This window comes from Streptomyces sp. NPDC127100, assembly GCF_042724095.1.
Taxonomy (GTDB): Bacteria; Actinomycetota; Actinomycetes; order Streptomycetales; family Streptomycetaceae; genus Streptomyces.
Map to the genome: position 1 here is coordinate 114426 of NZ_JBHXFL010000007.1, position 15716 is coordinate 130141.

Sequence of the window (15716 nt, forward strand, 5' to 3'; positions counted from 1 at the left end):
GGGCCTCTCCGGGAGGGTGCGGGGACGTGGGGGGAGCCGGCGCGGGAGCGCTCCCACCTCCCCACGGGTGGGAGCGCTCCCACTTACCGGTGTGCTCAGGACTGTAGGAGTAGCTCATGTCCCTGACAAGGCTGTGCGCACCGATGCCGTCGAACGAATCTCGAAGACCCAGGTCAGCGGGTGGCGGGTCCCTGGGCCCGGGCACCCCACGCGGCGGCGCAGAGGGCCCGGTCGATCTCCTCCGTGTAGACGGCGGCGGCGAGCCAGGCGCGGGCGAAGCGGCCGGCGTCCGCCGGGAGGAGCCGGCCGAAGGGGTCCCGGCCGCGGTCGGTGGCGGCGGCGTGCAGCGCGTCCAGGAGTTCACCGGCCGTCGCCAGGCCCTGCCGGCGCAGCCGCGGGCCGTCGGCGGCACCGCCGCCGGGGAACGCCAGCACGCGGCGCCCGCCGGAGGCGGCCTGGTGGACCCGCCTGCGCAGCAGATGCACCGGGGCCTCGTCGATGTCGGGCGCCGGCACGGCGGCCGGCGGTACGGGCGCGGGCAGGTCCGCGCGGCGGAGCCGGTCCAGTCCCAGGTCGACCCGGGCGCCGGGGTCGGTGGGATGGCTGACGGCCAGGAGCAGGGCGCGCGGGAACGGGGCCGGCGTGAGACGGGCGACGAGACGCAGCCGCGCCCCCGGGGCGTCCGCCAGGAGGCGGAGGTTGTCGCGGTGGGGCAGGGCGGGGTCGTCATGGGCGGCGGCGAGACGCAGCGTCAGCCCGGCGCAGTCGGCGAGCAGGCACTCGCCCGCCGCCTCGCGCACCGTGCCGGTGAGCGTGACGTCGAGGAACAGCAGGTCCTGGTCGGTCGTCAGCGCACGGGACACCTGCTCGGCCACCGGAACCGCCCACAGACGGTCGAGCGGCTCGGCGTGCCACGCGGCACCGGAGGCGCGCACCGCCCGGACGCCCGCCCCCGCGCCCAGGCGGCCCGTCGGGGAGACCGTCGCGCCGGACACGACGAGCCCGGCGCGCGACAGTTCACGGTGGGTCAGGGTCGTGTCGCCGATGCGTACACCGCGGTCGGCGGCGCCCGTGGCCCGGCCGGCACCGCCCGGCGCGACGTCGGAGACGGTGTACAGCGTGCCCGTCGCGTCGGCGGTCCAGGTGACGGCGCCCGCGTACCCGGTCGCCGTGAGGACGGGCTCCGAGAACAGCCCGTACAGACGCAACGAACCGTTCGGGGTGTACGGCTGCCGCACGCTGCCGCGCAACGCGGAGAGCTCCTGCCCGACGGCGTCCGGGAGGCGGTGGGCGGTCGCCAGGACGTCGCGGAGGGCGGCGGCGAGGTCGGTGAGGCGGTAGGCGGGGTCGGCGCTCCGGGCGGCGCGCAACGCCGTGACGACGGAGACCGCGCGGCCCGCCGCCCGGGGGAGACCCGCGAGCCGCGCGGTGTGCGCCGCGCGCAGCAGCTCGGCCTGGACCACGGCGCCGGCGCCGTCCGTCCCGGCCTCCAGCACCGCGGCGGCGGCGTCCCGCAGGTCGACCGCGGCGGCGCGCTGCTCGGGGGTGGCCGTGCCGGGGGCCGGCTGCGGAACGGCGGAGGACGGTGGCGGAGCGGTGGGGGAGGGGCGCGGGGCGGCCGGTGGCGGCTGCGCCGGGTCCGTGTCCGAGGGCTCCGCCGGGCCCTGGGCACGTGGTGCGGCCGTGGCGGCGGGTGGCTGTGCCGGGTCCGTGGTGGGTGGTGCGGTCGTATCGGCGTTGGGTGGCTGTGCCGGGTCCGTGGTGGGTGGTTCGGCCGGGGCGGCGGGCGCCGACTGTGCCGGGTCGGCGACCGGTGCGGCCGAGGCCGCGGCGGCGCGGTGCAGGCAGTCGGGCGCGAGCAGGCACCCGCAGCGGATCGCGTCCGCACTGGCCACCACGCCCGCGGGGGCGTGCAGTTCGAGGTCGGTGTCGTCGTCCACGGCGACGCGCACGACGTCGCCGTCGCGGACCGCCGGCCGGCCCGCCACCTTGGCGACCCCCGCGTCCAGCCGCTTGCGCAGCCGGGGCGTCAGCGCCGCGACGAGCTCGGCGGTCACCGCCGTGTCGACCGGCGGAAGGTGCGCGTTCACGAGATCTTCTCCCCTACCCAGCGGGCGAGTTCGAGCGGACTGAGGGCGGCGACCGGCATGCCCGCCGCGACGAGCCGGCCCGCGACACCGGTGGAGTACCGGGGCCGCCCCGCGTCGTCGAGGCTCGCGCAGCCCAGGACGTGGCAGCCGGCTCCGACCAGGGCGCGCACCTCGGCGAGCAGGCCGCCCACCGGGTAGCCCTCCTCGAAGTCGCTGACGACCACGACGAGGGTGCGCGACGGCACGGTGACGAGCTCGCGGGCGTGCCGCAGACCCGCCGCGATGTGGGTGCCACCGCCCACGCTGACCTCGAGCAGCAGGGACAGCGGGTCGTCCACGTGGTCCGTGAGGTCGATGACCTCCGTGGAGAAGGCCAGGAAGTGCGTCGACAGGGTGGGCACCCCCGCCAGCACCGAGGCCGTGAGCGCGGACCAGATCGTGGACGCCTCCATGGACCCCGACACGTCTGTCACCAGGATCAGCCGCCAGTCGGCGGCGCGCCGGGCACGGGTGCGGAAGACGGGCCGCTCGGGGACGACCCGGACGGTGCCGTCCGGGCCGCGGCGGGCGGACGCCAGGTTGGCCCGCAGCGTACGGGCCAGGTCCAGGCCGCCGCCCGGCCGGCGGCTCGGGCGGGGCAGGACCGTGCCGTGCAGCGCGGGACGCAGCCGGGTGGCCAGCTGCAGGGTCAGTGCGTCGACCAGCCGCCGGACGAGCGGCCGCAGCGCGGCCAGGCGCGCCTCGGGCAGGCCGCCCGCGTGGCGCAGCACGGTCCGCAGCAGGTCGACGGAGGGCCGTGCGCTGTCCGGGTGCAGCTCGGACAGGACGTCCGGCCGGCCCGACGCGGCCGCGGCCGCCAGCACCTCTTCGCGGATGCCCGGACCGAAGAGCGCCTCCAGGTCCTCCGACCACTCCCGCACGCCGGGGTAGGGAGCCTCCCGGCCCCCCTTGCCGCGGCCGGCTCCGCCCGGGCCACCGCGGCTGCCCTCGCCCCGCCCGCTGCCGTACAGCTCGTCCAGGGCCGTGGCCAGGGCGGCCGCCGACGGGGACAGCCGGTCGGTCCGGCGGCCCAGCACGAGCCGCCAGCGGTCGGCCGGGGCCGGCCGGCGCTCCTCGGCCGGGGTGGCGGGCGTCGCGTGCCCGTGCGCGGCGGCGGACCCGGACGCTCCGGCCTCGCCGGCCGGTGGCGGGGGCAGCAGACCGAGTGCGCCGAGAGCGGCTCGGGCGGCGAGGTCCGCGCCCGTCCACCGGGCGAGGGCGACGGAATCGACGGCGCCCGTGTCACCCAGGTGACCGACGGCCAGCCGCTCCTCGACGGTGGTGAGCAGCCGGTCGCGGGCCGCCGGACTGAGGGCGTCGAAGCCGCCGCGCAGCGCGGGCAGGCGGTCGAGGAAATCCCGGTCGGGCAGTTCGGACACCCGGTTCAGGAGTGGTTCCAGCGCCGGGGCCGCCGACTCCAGCAGCGGGCCGGCGGCCGTCAGCAGGCCGGTCAGCCGCGCGGTGAGCGCGGACCGGGATGCCGGGTCGTTCGCCGTGTCGACCCATGCGGCGACACGCTCGCCGAACGAGTGCGGGTCCTCGTGTCCGAGGAGCACCCGGACGGCTCCGGCGGCGCCGAGCATCAGGGGCGAGCCGTCCCGGGCCAGCCGGGCCAGGGCGTCGGTCAGCCGGACGCCGCCGAGGAGGTCCGCGCGGTGGGCGAGCTCCAGCAGGGCGTGCGCGTCCGCCGGGTCCTCGCAGCCGGCCATGCCGTCCACCTGCCGCACCGCCGCGGCGGTCAGCAGCCCGGCCACGGCGGCGGCCCGGGCGGTACGGTCCTCGTCGGCGCCGAGCCCGGCGAAGTGGCCGGCGCGCAACCGGTCGAGCAGTCCCAGACCGGTCAGGAGTTCGGACAGTTTCGCGGCGCCGGGCAGCACCTCGGCGGCCTCCGCGAGCCGTGCGTCCGCCAGCTCCGGCAGTCCGCACTCCGCCGCCTGCCGCAGTCCCTCCAGCGTCTGCGCGGGCGTGGGCCCGCCCTCGTCCCGCTCCGCCCGCCACCGTTCCCGCAGTACCCCTTCGGCGGCCTGCGCGGGCGTGACACCGCGTACACCGGCCGCGGACAGCATGGCCTCGGTCGCCGGTGTCCAGCGCACCTCCCACCGGGTCGTCAGGGCCTCGGCACCGCCCGCGCCGGCCACTTCCCGCGGCTCGGCGTACGGCACACCGCACACGGTCAGCCGGCGCAGCAGCAGGTCCCGCCGCCGGTCGAGGTCGGACCGCAGCGGATCGAGGCGCAGGTCCCGGGCGTTCGCGCCGCCCGGGACGCCGGACCCGGGGCCCGGCAGGCCCAGGGCCGACACCTCCGCCTCGACCGCCGGGGCGAGGCCGCTGCGCGGCGCCCCCGGCGCGGGACGGCCCTCGCGCGTGCCGACGAGCACCTGTTCCATCGCCCGCGCGACGGCCCGCCCCCTGCCGTACGGCTCGCCCTGCGCGAGGACCGACTGCACCGCCTCGACCAGTTCCCCCCGGCCCGCCGCCGGCAGCCCCCGCAGCCGTGCGAGGTCCGAGGCGAACCGGGTGATCTCACGCGCGTCGGCGGGCCCCGACGGGTGCCCCAGGGCGCGCAGGCCCGCGCACACCCGCACGGCCGTCCGGGTCAGTGCCTCCTCCAGGGCGGCCGGATCGCCCGCCGCGCCCAGGACCTGGTGCTGCCACTCCGGGTCCCGGATACCGGCCGGATAGCCCGACCGCTCGTCCAGGAGTGCGTAGGTGTACGGGATGAGCGAGGTCGTCCACACCGGCCGCCCGGTGCCGGCGCCCGCTTCCCGTCCGGTCCCGGCCTCCGGTTCCTGTCCTGTTCCGGCGCCCGACTCCCGCGGGGCGTCGGCCTCCGTTGCCGCTCCGCGCCCGGCCCTCGCCTTGGCTCCGGCGGGGGCGTCCGTCCCGGCTCCGGGGCCGGCGGTCGTGTCGGTCCCGATCCCCGTCTCCCGCGGGGCGTCGGCCTCCGTGTCGGCTCCGCGCCCGGCCCCCGCCTTGGCTCCGGTCCGGGTGTCCGTCGCGGCTGCCGTCCCGACGGCCGCGACGGTCCCGCTCGCCGTCTCCCCGGCGGGGAACGCCAAGGCCGGGGCGTGGAACGCGCCGACGACCACGGCGGCCCGCTCGCCGTGCGCGGTGGCGGCGGCCAGCCGGTCCCGCATCCACTGCTCGCGGCGCAGATCCAGCTCGGGCACCCCGCCCGAGGCGGCCGCCTCCTCGCGCAGGGCCCACCCGGTCAGCAGCGCGGCACGGCGCAGCGCCTCGGGTGCGGAGCCGGGAGCCGTCGCCTCGACCAGACGGTCCCAGAGGTCCTCACCGGGACGGCCGGTGAGCCGGGCCCGCAGCGCGGTGGTGAGATCCCGCCGGCCGGACTCCGGGCCGGTGCGCGTCGGGCCGGGGCCCCGGCCCGCACCCCACGCCCGGTCCGCCAGCGGCAGATCGCACGCGACGACCGGGACCCCGCGCCGGGCCGCCCAGCGCACGGCGGCGAGTTCGGGCGAGAAGTCGGCGAAGGGATAGAACGCCGGCCCCCCGCCCCCCTCGGTGGGCGCCGCGGCCAGCGCGACCGGCGCCCGGGTCTCCTCGTGGCCGAGCCAGGGCAGCCACTCCTGCATCTCGGCGGGGAGTTCGACCAGCAGGACGTCCGGAGCGGCTCCGTCCAGCAGCGCCGGCACGGCCGCGGCCAGGGACGGCGCGTGGTGCCGGACGCCGATGAGATACGGCACCGCCGGGTCCGTGAGGGCGTCGGCCGCCTCGCCGGGCGACAGGGACGGTGAGGGCGAGGAGGGCGGGGAGAGGGACACGGCGGTCAGGCCTCCAGGACCGTGCGCAGGTCCCACAGGGTGCGCCAGGTGGCCGACCCCTGCTCCGCGCGGCGCCGCACCGGACCGTCCCAGTAACCGCGCAGCCGGGCCGCGTCGGCGGGGTCGTCCTTGCGCACGACGCCGAGGAGATGGCCGGGCAGCAGCCCCAGCACGTCGCGGTCGCCGGGGAAGTAGGCCGCGGCCAGCCCCAGCGCGCCCGCGACGGACACGGCTTCCGCGGTGCTCATCACGGTGGACGGCCGCTCGACCTCCCAGCCCTCCGCCGACCGTCCCTCGCGCAGGTCGCGGAACGCGGTGACCAGCGCCTCCAGTACCGCGTCGTCGACCCGGAACGGCGCCCCGGCCCGCTCGACCGAGGCCCGCGCCTGGCTGCGGACCAGGGCCGTCTCCGCATCGAGGTCGGGGATCGGGCCGACCGTCTCGAAGTTGAAGCGGCGCTTGAGCGCGGCGGACATCTCGGAGACGCCCTTGTCACGCAGGTTCGCGGTGGCGATCAGGTTGAACCCCGGGGCCGCGTGCGCCAGGGAGCCGTCGGTGCCCGCCAGCTCGGGCACGGCGATGCGCCGCTCGGAGAGCAGGGAGACCAGGGAGTCCTGCACCTCCGGCAGACAGCGGGTGACCTCCTCCACCCGGGCGATGCCGCCGCGGCGCATCGCCGTCAGGACGGGCGAGGGCACGAGGGCCTGCGGGCTGGGCCCCTGGGCCAGCAGCAGCGAGTAGTTCCAGCCGTACTTCAGCTGGTCCTCGGTCGTGCCCGCCGTGCCCTGCACCACCAGGCCGCTGGTGCCGCAGACGGCGGCGGACAGCAGCTCGGACAGCATGGACTTGGCGGTGCCCGGCTCGCCCACCAGCAGCAGGCCCCGCTCCCCGGCCAGGGTGACGACACACCGCTCGACCAGCGCCCGGTCGCCGACGAACTTGCCCGCCACCTCCAGCCGGCGCGGCACGCCCTCGGGCGCCTCGGCGTCGTCGGGCAGGCGCAGGGCGAGGCCGTCGCTGCCCATGACGAAGGTGACGACCGCCCGGGGCGTGAGCCGCCAGGCGGGCGGACGCGGTCCCGCGTCGTACGCGGCGAGGAAGGCCAGTTCGGTGGCGTACCGGTCCTCCGGCGGCACGATCTGGCGGGTTGTGTCGGGGGACAGGGTGGTGGTCATCGACGGATCTTCCGTTGGGCTCGGGACGGCGGTCATCGGCGGCGGCCCCTGCGCGGGGCACGGGTGACGAGTTCCTCGTAGGCGGGCGCGTCGCCGGCGCGGACCCGCTCCCACGCACGGGCGAACAGCTCGGGCACCGGCAGCAGCGGCACGGCCCGCAGTCCTTCGCGCACCGGGTAGAGGCCCTCCTTCCACGTCTCCACCGGCAGGGCGGGGGACCTGAGGTCGAGCCAGCCGCAGGGCAGGAAGAGCGAGCGCCCGGCCCGGGACCGCTTGGCCTCCACGACCAGCTCCGTAGCGGCGAGTTCGGCGCGGGCCTTCTTCAGCCGGGCGGGCTTCCAGCCGGTCCAGCGGGCCACGTTGCGGTCCGTCGGATCGGGCAGGGCGAGCAGCTGGAGGTAGAGCACCGCGGCGTCCTCGCCCAAGCCGTGGGCCGCGGCGACCTCGGCGACGAGCTCCGGCGCGCCGACCGTGGGGTCCTGGGCGAAGCCGACGGGGCCCGCGGCGTCCGAGCCGGCGGCGACGACCCGGGCCGGTTCGTCGCCGAGCAGGGTCCGCAGGGTCCGCAGGGCCCTGCCGCGCCCGGGGCCCACGAGTCCTTCGAGAAGTCCGAAGACGGCGTCGTCCGGACCGGTGAGGCCGGCCGGGCGGACCAGCACGGTCTCCATGTCGCCGTGCGAGGGACGCAGCGCCAGCGCCTCGCCGAGCCAGGTCGTGCCGTCCGCGTCGGCCCCGCCGGCCGCGGGCAGCCCGTACGCCTTGCGCAGCTCGACGGCGGTGGACGCGCCCTTCTCCGTCCAATCCACGTCCAGGCCCAGCAGCAGCCCGGGATCGGCGACGCGGCGACGCAGGGCGGCCAGGCCGTCCGGCAGCGCGGCCCGCAGCGGGTGGCCGTAGGGCAGGGCGTAGGCGAGCGCGCCGAGCGCGGCCAGGGCGCCGGTCAGGTCGCGGCCGCCGGGCAGCGCGGAGGGGTCCTCCGCGACCAGCCGGCCGTCCTTGTCGGGCCGTTGGACGGTGGTGCGGCCGAGCCACGGCGTGCGGGCCGGGTTGAGGACCTCCTCGGCGTGGCCGGCCGGCAGCCCGCCGAGGCAGTCGGCCGTGTCCTCGGGCACCCGCACCAGGGAGGCGAGGCGCTCGGCCCACACCCGGCCGGCCGCCTCCGTGTCGGGCCCGCGGGTCCACAGGTCGGAGGGGTCCTCGGGCAGCAGCGCACCGGTGAGCGCGGCGCGGTCCTCGGCATCCAGGGAGTTCAGCATGCCCCGGGCCGCCTCGAACTGGCGGGGCTTCAGTCCGGTCGTGGCGAGTGCGTCGGCGGTGAGTTCCGTCGGCTGCCCGGCGAGGAGCACCGTGGCCTGGAGGGGCCCCACGCCTCCGCGCGTCGCCGCGGCGAGCGCGGCGGGTGCCTCGGGCTGCCAGGGAGCGGCGCCCTTCTCCCGGACCAGCCGGGCGATCGAGGCGAGTCCGTCGGCCGTGAACGGCGACGCGTACCGGGTCTCACGCTGCAGGACGAAGTGGGCGACGGCGCCGAACGCGCCCGTGGGATCGTGGTCGAGGGCGAGCCAGTTGACAAGCCCCCGGTGGTAGTCGACGTTCTGGCAACCGAGGATCACCACGGTCCGGCCGTCCCGGCGCAGCACCTGCCCCACCCGTTTGCGGTCGTCGCCCGGCTCGCTCAGCACGGTCTCGCGCAGGACGCCGCCGGGCACGGCGAGGGGTCCTTCGGCGAGCGCCTCGAACAGCAGCGCCAGCGCTTCCCGTCCGGCTTCCGGCAGGGTCGGTGAGGCGGCACGGTAGGCGAGCGGCCGCAGTACGCCCAGCAGCGGCGGCCAGACCATGCCGATGCCGGGGATCGTGTGCTCGTCGCTGTCCCATCCGTCACCGGAGGTCGCGAGGCGGGCGCTGTCGGGTAGCTTCCTCCCGCCGGCGGGCTTCCCGGACAGCACGTGGTTCACCGCCCGGATCTGACGGAGCGTGTTCCACTCGTCCTTGCCGCGCCAGCCTCCCCACAGACCGGCGAGGCCGGCGGTGGCCTCGCGCACCGTCTGGTCGTCGCCGTGCTCGGGGCGGTAGTCCGGGAACATGCCCTCGGTCGCCGCGAGGTCCCGCTTCGGCTGTTCGACGGGCGGTGTCACGAACGTGGTCGCGGTGTCGGCGAGCTGGAGCGCCGCGCGCACCAGGGACGCCACGCCGGTCAGGAGCCGCTCGTCGGTCACGCCGGGCAGCGACCGGGACACCGCGCGCCGGACGACCTCGTCCGCGGTCGGCACGGCGGGCTTGCCGTCGCCGTCCACCGCCGCGCCGGTGCCACCGGATGCGCCGACGCCCGTGCGGGGGCGGCCCATGCGGCCGGGACGGCGGGCCGACCCCCTCGCGCCACCCGCCTGCCCGGTGGAGCCGCCGGCATCTCCGCCGGCGGCGGCCGCGGCCACCTGGGCCTGACGTTCGGCCAGAGCCCGGGCCGCGTCGCGCAGTATCCCGGCCGCCTGCTCGTCGGTGAGGGCGCGCAGCACCGCCGAGGCGGCCTCGTCCCGGGGACGCAGGGCGTGCCAGAAGGCGAGCGGCGGCACGAGCCGGGTGCCCGCGGCGTACGTCCCGCCCCGCTCGTTCGGCGTCACCCCGCCGAGTTCGCCGGCCGCGGTGCCGTCGTCCGGCGAGAACAGGTCGATCCGGCGGTGCCGGCGGGCGACGACCGGCTCGGCACCGCCGGGCAGCCGCAGCGCACCGAGCGGAACGGCCCGTGCCGCGCCCCGCGGCGTCCGCAGCGTGACGGTGCGCCCGTCGGGCGTCCCGGTGGTCGTGCGGGCCTCGTCGGCCTCGTCCTCGGCGCGCACCCAGCGGCCGAGGACGGCTCCGTCGGTGCCGAACGGGCTTCCTTCCAGGCCCGGTCGCAGGGGCAGGGTCTCGCACTGGTCCTGCAAGAGCGTCGCGTCGTCCCGGATGCCGGAGCGCAGGAAGGCGGGCAGGGAGGCGCGTCCGTGCGTGTCCGTCTCCGGGTCGTACTCCAGCCACACCCGCTGCCGTCCCTGTCTGCCCTGGCGCCACAGCAGCGTGCCGTCGCCGAGGAGGGGGCGGCCGGCGGGCAGGACCGTGTCGCCGGCGTGCAGGGTGCGACCGCCGGTGGCCCGGCCGCCTCCGGGCAGCGGGATGGACGGAGCGCCGGTGCTGTCGCTGTGCCACGCGTGGACCACCTGCTCACCGGTGAGCGTGATCACCTCGGCCGGCCGGGCCGACCAGTAGCCGCGCTGCTTGCCGTCGTGCCACCACACCACCAGCAGTTCACCGTCGGTGTAGCGGAACTGCGGGCGCTGCCAGCGGCCCAGGTCGACCGGTAGCCGCAGTTCGTGCTGCAGCACGATGCCGTCCGGGCCGACGACGACCGCCCTCTTCCCCCGGCTCAGGATGAGGCAGGGCCAGGCCTCGTTCACGATCAGCGTGTTGTCGCGGTCCTGGTACGTCTCGGCGTCCAGCAGCCGCAGCGCCTCGTCGAGCGCGGGCCAGCCCAGCTCGTCCAGGATGCCGGCCCGCAGGGTGCGCCCGAGCAGGGGAGCGGTCTCGTACCGGGCGACGCGGGCGACGGCCTCGGGATGGACGCGGGGGGCCACGGGACGGTAGGGGGTCAGCCGGTGCAGCGCCTCGCGGGCCCCGGGCAGGCCCACCGCGCCCTCGAGTTCCGCGACCGCGCCGTCCAGCCACTCGTGCAGCACGCCGCCGAGAACGGGGTGCCCGGCGAGGTGCTCCAGCACCTTGGCCGTGTGGCGCTCGCGGCCCACGGAACCGACGGCGCGCAGCAGCAGGGGACGCAGCCGCGGGTCCGCCGCGACGGCGGCCAGGTCCCGCCGCCCGGGCCGGGTGTCGAGCACCCAGCGGTCCAGGCCCAGGTGGACCTCGGTGCCGGGGTCCGGGAGGGAGAGGGGTATGCCCTCCGCCACGCACAGGTCGAGCAGGTCGAGGTCGGCGCCCGCGTGCCGACGGCCCGTGAACAGGTCGACCGGCCGTCCGCCGGCGCGCAGGCGCGGGGCCATGCGGGCGACGAGGTCGAGGGTGGCCTGGGAGCGGTCGCACACCGCGGCGCCGTGCTTGCGGTGCGCGGCCCACCGGCCGAGCCAGTCCGCGGCGCCGCCGCCGTCCGACGCACCGGGACCCTCCGGCGCATCGCCGTCCTTGCCGTCGCCGTCCGCCGCGCGGTCCCCGCCGGAGCCGTCGGTCTCGCCGGTGAGCAGCCGGTCGGCGCCGCACTCGGCCAGCAGGGTCAGCCAGAACTCGTCGTCCTCGGGAGCGTGGCCCAGTCCGGCCGGCATGATCTCCAGCAGCCGGGCCCGTGCCCCGGGGTGCCGTCCGGCGAGGACGGGCAGGGTGGCCCGGTAGGCGGTCCAGAAGGAGGCGGGCGCCCGCACGGCGGCGGGCGAGGCGATCAGGTCGGCGACCAGGGCGCACTCCGCCTCGACCCGGGGCAGCCCCGCGGCCTTGATGAGGGACCGCGCGTCCTGCGGCAGTGACGCGTACGGCGGCATGCCGGCCGCGCAGCGCTCCACGGTCAGCTGCCGGAACTGGTCCCACGCCCGGGCGCCGTCGAGCCGCGCGGCGAGGTCCTTCACGTGCTCCTTGAGCGCCTTGACCGTCAGTGCCCCGGCGAAGGCGAACTCCAGGAAGACGGCGCGCTGCCGCTCCTCGTCGACGGTGAGCGCGTGCACCCGCTCGGCCTGCCGCGCCTTGCCGAAGAAGGCGGCCGCGTAGGTGGTGTTGTCGTGCTGGAGGAAGACGCGGGCGGCCTGCTCGTAGAAGGTGGGCAGGAAGTGCGGCACGGCCCGGCCGAGCCGTTCGCCGAGCTCCTCGAAGCCCTCCTTGGCGGTGCCGGGACGGGACTTGGCCTGCCGGGCGAGCCGCTCGACGTCCTTGACGAGGGCCAGGGCGTGGTGCCCGTTGGCCGGGTCGTTGACCAGGGCCCAGGCGGGGAAACCCAGGGTCTCCCGCCGGACCTGGCCGACCTCGGGCGTCTCCGGCTCCCGGGCCAGTCCGAGGAAGTCCAGCGCGAGGTCCTCGGCCTCGCCGAGGGTGCCCGGCACGAGCCGGACGACACTGCGGCCGTCGAGGGCGGGGTGCGTGTAGGTGCGGACGGTGAGGGTGTCGGCGTCCTCGCGGACGGTGCTCCCCGCCGGCAGCACGGCGCCGGCCTCGAGCAGGGCGGCGGCGGTGGCGTCGTCGCGGGAGTGCCTGCCGCCGGCGGTGTTCGTCCTGTGCGTGCTGCTCATGCCGCCCGCTCCTCGTCCTCGATGTCGCGTCCGGCGTACAGTGCCGCGGCCATGCGCATGCCCTCCGACCAGGCCACGGGCCCGACCCGGCCGAGCTTCAGCACCTGCCCGGCGGCGTCGGTCCACATCAGGGGACCGGTCTCCGTCTCCTCGTAGCCCTCGTAGTCGCCGACCCAGACGCGGGCCTCGACGCCGTGCCCCTCCTCGCGTACGGAGCAGACGGCGTATCCGCCGCGCACGCGGTAGCCGAGCTGGGTGACCCGCCCGTGCAGGAAACGCAGTTCCCTGAAGGCGCCACCCGCGTACTCCTCGACGGAGGTGGCCTCGGCGTCCGGCGCCGCGGGCCGGTGCCAGACCTCGCGGAAGAGCTGCTGGGCCCGCTGCTCGACGCCGAGTTCGACGGCGAACTCCCGCAGCTCCTCCAGGTCCTCCAGAAGCACCGGGTGGGGAAGGCGGACGAGGGCGGGGGCGATGCGCACGGTGTCCCCGTCGAGGTCCACGAGACCGAGCCCGCGCTCGGGGTCGGCGTCCCGCAGGAACCCCGCGACCTCGCCGTCCGCCCCGGTGACCACGAGGTCGCGCAGGGCGGCCCGCCAGGCGGGATCGGGCCACACCCGGGTGAGGACGTCGAGGGGCACGGGCAGTGACCGGACCATCCACCGCTCCACGTCGGTCAGGCACTGGCGTTCGTGCCGCTCCAGCCACTCGGCGAGCTGCCGCAGCCCGACCACGGCCGGATCGTCCGCGAGCTTGGCGGGCACCGACTTCAGCCGCCGTCCGGCCGCGTTGCGGCACACCACCTTCCCGCCGTCCAGGGCGACCTCGTAGTCCCCGGCCGTCACCCACCCCATACGTGCCTCCCCGCACCCGCAGTGATCAAGTGCAGGGAACTCTAGGACAGGCCACTGACACTGCCGCGGGGCGGTCAGCTGTCCAGGCGGACCGGCATCAGCAGCGAGAACGTGTCCTCGTCGTCGGGCCGGCGGATCACGAGCGGCGCGGTAGGTGCGCCGAACTCCAGGACCAGCCGGTCCCGGGCGCCGGCGTCGAGCGCGTGCAGCAGGTACGCGCGGTTCACGGCCGTGCGGTCCGGGGCCTCGTCGCCGTCGTCGCAGACCGTCACCGTGCCGTCGTCCGCGACGCGCAGCACGCTGAGGACGCTCCCGGTGCCGTCCTGCCCGCCGGCCTCGTCCGGGCGGAAGGGACGGGTCTCGAGGGACCGCCGGAAGGCCGGCACGTCGACGTCGGCCCGGCACCCGGACGGCAGGTGGACGAGACGGCGGTAGTCGGGGAAGTCGTGCGCGAGACACTGACCGGCCGTCTGCCGGTCCCCGCTCTCGAGCGTCACCCGGCCGCCGTCCACGGTCAGCCGGACGTCCTCCCGGCCGGTCAGCAGCGCCCGCATCGCGTCGACGAGCGGGGTGGGCACGACGGCCTGCACACGGGGTCCGGAGTACCCGGCGGCGTCGAGGCGTCCCACGGCGAGCCGGTACCGGTCGGTGGCCACCACGCGCAGTGCGCCGTCCTCCAGGTCGAACAGGACCCCGCCGAGCATCGGCAGCGCGGGGTCGGTGCCGGCCGCGAAGCGGACGGCGTCCAAGGCGGCGGCCAGTTCGGGCGCGGGGACGGAAAGCCGGACGGTACCGGTACGCAGCGACGTCATGGGGTTCTCCCTGTGGTCGAGTAGGGCTCGGAGCGTGGAGAACTCGTCGCGGGCCTCGGACAGGCCCTGTTCCAGACGGCGCAGATGCGCCTCGAGCAGCGTGCGCACCAGGTCCCGGTCCGCGCCGGACCAGCCGGCCAGGACCAGCCGGACGTCCGCCAGCGGCATGCCCGCCCGCCGCAGCCGGACCAGCACCCGTGCCTCTTCCACCTGCTCCGGCGCGTACCAGCGGTAGCCGCTCACCGGGTCCACCCGGGCCGGGACCAGCACACCGGCACGGTCGTAGAACCGCAGGGCGCTCACGCCCAGGCCGCTGTCGCGGGCCGTCTCACCAATGCTGCGCATCTCGCTCTCCACGCCGACGACTCTGGGCCCTTGACCAGGTCGAGGGTCAAACCCGGGCCCGCGCGGGCCGGCCGGTCTACAGGAAGCGGCGGACGGGCAGGACCGCGGCCTCCCTCACCCTCTGCAGCGCGGCGCGGCGCTTCCAGCGGGCCCGGTCGATCGCGACGCTGCGCTCCAGGTCCGCGTCGAAGTCCCGGTCCAGTCCGGCGGTGAACTCCTCGTCGAGGACGGCGAGCATGACCTCCTCGTCGTGGTCCATGGAACGCCGGTTGAAGTTGGTGGAGCCGATCAGCGACGCCACCCCGTCGACCGTGATGATCTTGGCGTGCATCATGGTCGGCTGGTACTGGCGGATCGACACGCCCGCGTCGAGCAGCCGGGCGTAGTGGTACTGGCCGGCCAGCTGGCAGGCCCGCTGGTCGGTGTGCGGGCCGGGCAGGAGTATCTCGACGGTCACCCCGCGCCGTGCGGTGGCGCACAGCAGGTCGATGAAGTAGGTGTCGGGCGCGAAGTAGGCGGTGGCCAGGCGGAACCGGTGCTCGGCGGAGGTGAGCATGACCCGGATCAGGGTCTGCATGTCCTGCCAGCCGAAGCTGGCCGAGCCGCGCACCACCTGGACCACCGAGGTGCCGGGCTGCGTGTGCTCGGTGAACCGGTCGCGGTCGTCGTAGAGGTCGTCGTGGCACTCGGCCCAGTTCTGGGCGAACGCCGCGGCGATGCCGTCCACTGCCGGGCCCCGCACCTTGACGTGGGTGTCGCGCCACTCGTCCGGGGTGCGGGCGTCGCCGCACCACTCCTGCGCTATGCCGACCCCGCCGGTGAACGCCGTGTCCTCGTCGATCACCAGCGCCTTGCGGTGGCAGCGGTGGTTCTGCTTGAACGGGGACAGCCACAGCGGCTTGCGGAACCAGGCCACCTGCACACCGGCGGTGTCCATGCTGTCGAGCAGCTCCGGCTCGATCTCCTTGGCGCCGAACCCGTCCAGCAGCAGCCGCACCCGGACCCCGGCCCGGGCCCGCTCCGCGAGGGCGGCGGCGAAGTCGTGGGCGATGCTGCCCCGCCAGTACACGAACGTCATCATGTCGACCGTGTGCCGGGCCGACCGGATCGCCTCCAGCATGGCAGGGAAGATCTCGTCGCCGTTGCGCAGCGCGGTGAGTTCGTTCCCCTCGGTGGCGGCCACGCCGATGAGCCGCTCCAGCCGGCGCCGGAGGCGCTGGACTCCGTCCGTACCGGCACCGGGCCGGGGGTCTGTCGTGGTCGCGCGCCCGGGCGCTGAAACCTGCTCTGGCATCGGTTCTTCACCTTCTGTTTCGTGGCCGTCCCTGCGCTGCCGGGGCCACGGAGGCTAAAACCGCCCGCGTACCCCTGGTCAC

General features: G+C 76.6%; 7 protein-coding genes. All 7 read right to left on the reverse strand.

All coding sequences use genetic code 11. The features are described 5' to 3' along the window. Positions 1-173: 173 nt before the first annotated feature. The 7 genes from ACFWJB_RS10645 to ACFWJB_RS10675 all read right to left on the reverse strand — a co-directional run bounded on the left by ACFWJB_RS10645 (position 174) and on the right by ACFWJB_RS10675 (position 15634). On the reverse strand, positions 174-2090 hold the full coding sequence (locus ACFWJB_RS10645; protein ID WP_386921612.1) for a hypothetical protein: 1917 nt from the start codon (positions 2088-2090) through the stop codon (positions 174-176). Further along, on the reverse strand, positions 2087-5908 hold the full coding sequence (locus tag ACFWJB_RS10650) for a DUF5682 family protein (RefSeq protein ID WP_386921614.1): 3822 nt from the start codon (positions 5906-5908) through the stop codon (positions 2087-2089). The genes ACFWJB_RS10645 and ACFWJB_RS10650 overlap by 4 nt, the downstream gene beginning before the upstream one ends. A 5-nt stretch (positions 5909-5913) precedes the next feature. After that, the gene (locus tag ACFWJB_RS10655; RefSeq protein ID WP_385470696.1) at positions 5914-7083 is read right to left on the reverse strand and encodes an AAA family ATPase; all 1170 of its coding nucleotides are present in this window, start codon (positions 7081-7083) and stop codon (positions 5914-5916) included. Between the two features lie 32 nt (positions 7084-7115). Then, on the reverse strand, positions 7116-12332 hold the full coding sequence (locus ACFWJB_RS10660) for a hypothetical protein (protein ID WP_386921616.1): 5217 nt from the start codon (positions 12330-12332) through the stop codon (positions 7116-7118). Continuing rightward, on the reverse strand, positions 12329-13183 hold the full coding sequence (locus tag ACFWJB_RS10665; RefSeq protein ID WP_386921618.1) for a DUF4132 domain-containing protein: 855 nt from the start codon (positions 13181-13183) through the stop codon (positions 12329-12331). Before ACFWJB_RS10665 ends, ACFWJB_RS10660 begins: the two co-directional genes overlap by 4 nt. 74 nt (positions 13184-13257) lie before the next feature. After that, complete coding sequence (locus ACFWJB_RS10670) at positions 13258-14340, reverse strand: MerR family transcriptional regulator (protein WP_386921620.1); 1083 nt, start codon at positions 14338-14340, stop codon at positions 13258-13260. A 76-nt stretch (positions 14341-14416) separates the two neighbouring features. Beyond that, entirely contained in the window at positions 14417-15634 is a 1218-nt protein-coding gene (locus tag ACFWJB_RS10675; protein WP_385470704.1) for a phosphatidylserine/phosphatidylglycerophosphate/cardiolipin synthase family protein, read from the reverse strand. Between the last annotated feature and the right edge of the window lie 82 nt (positions 15635-15716).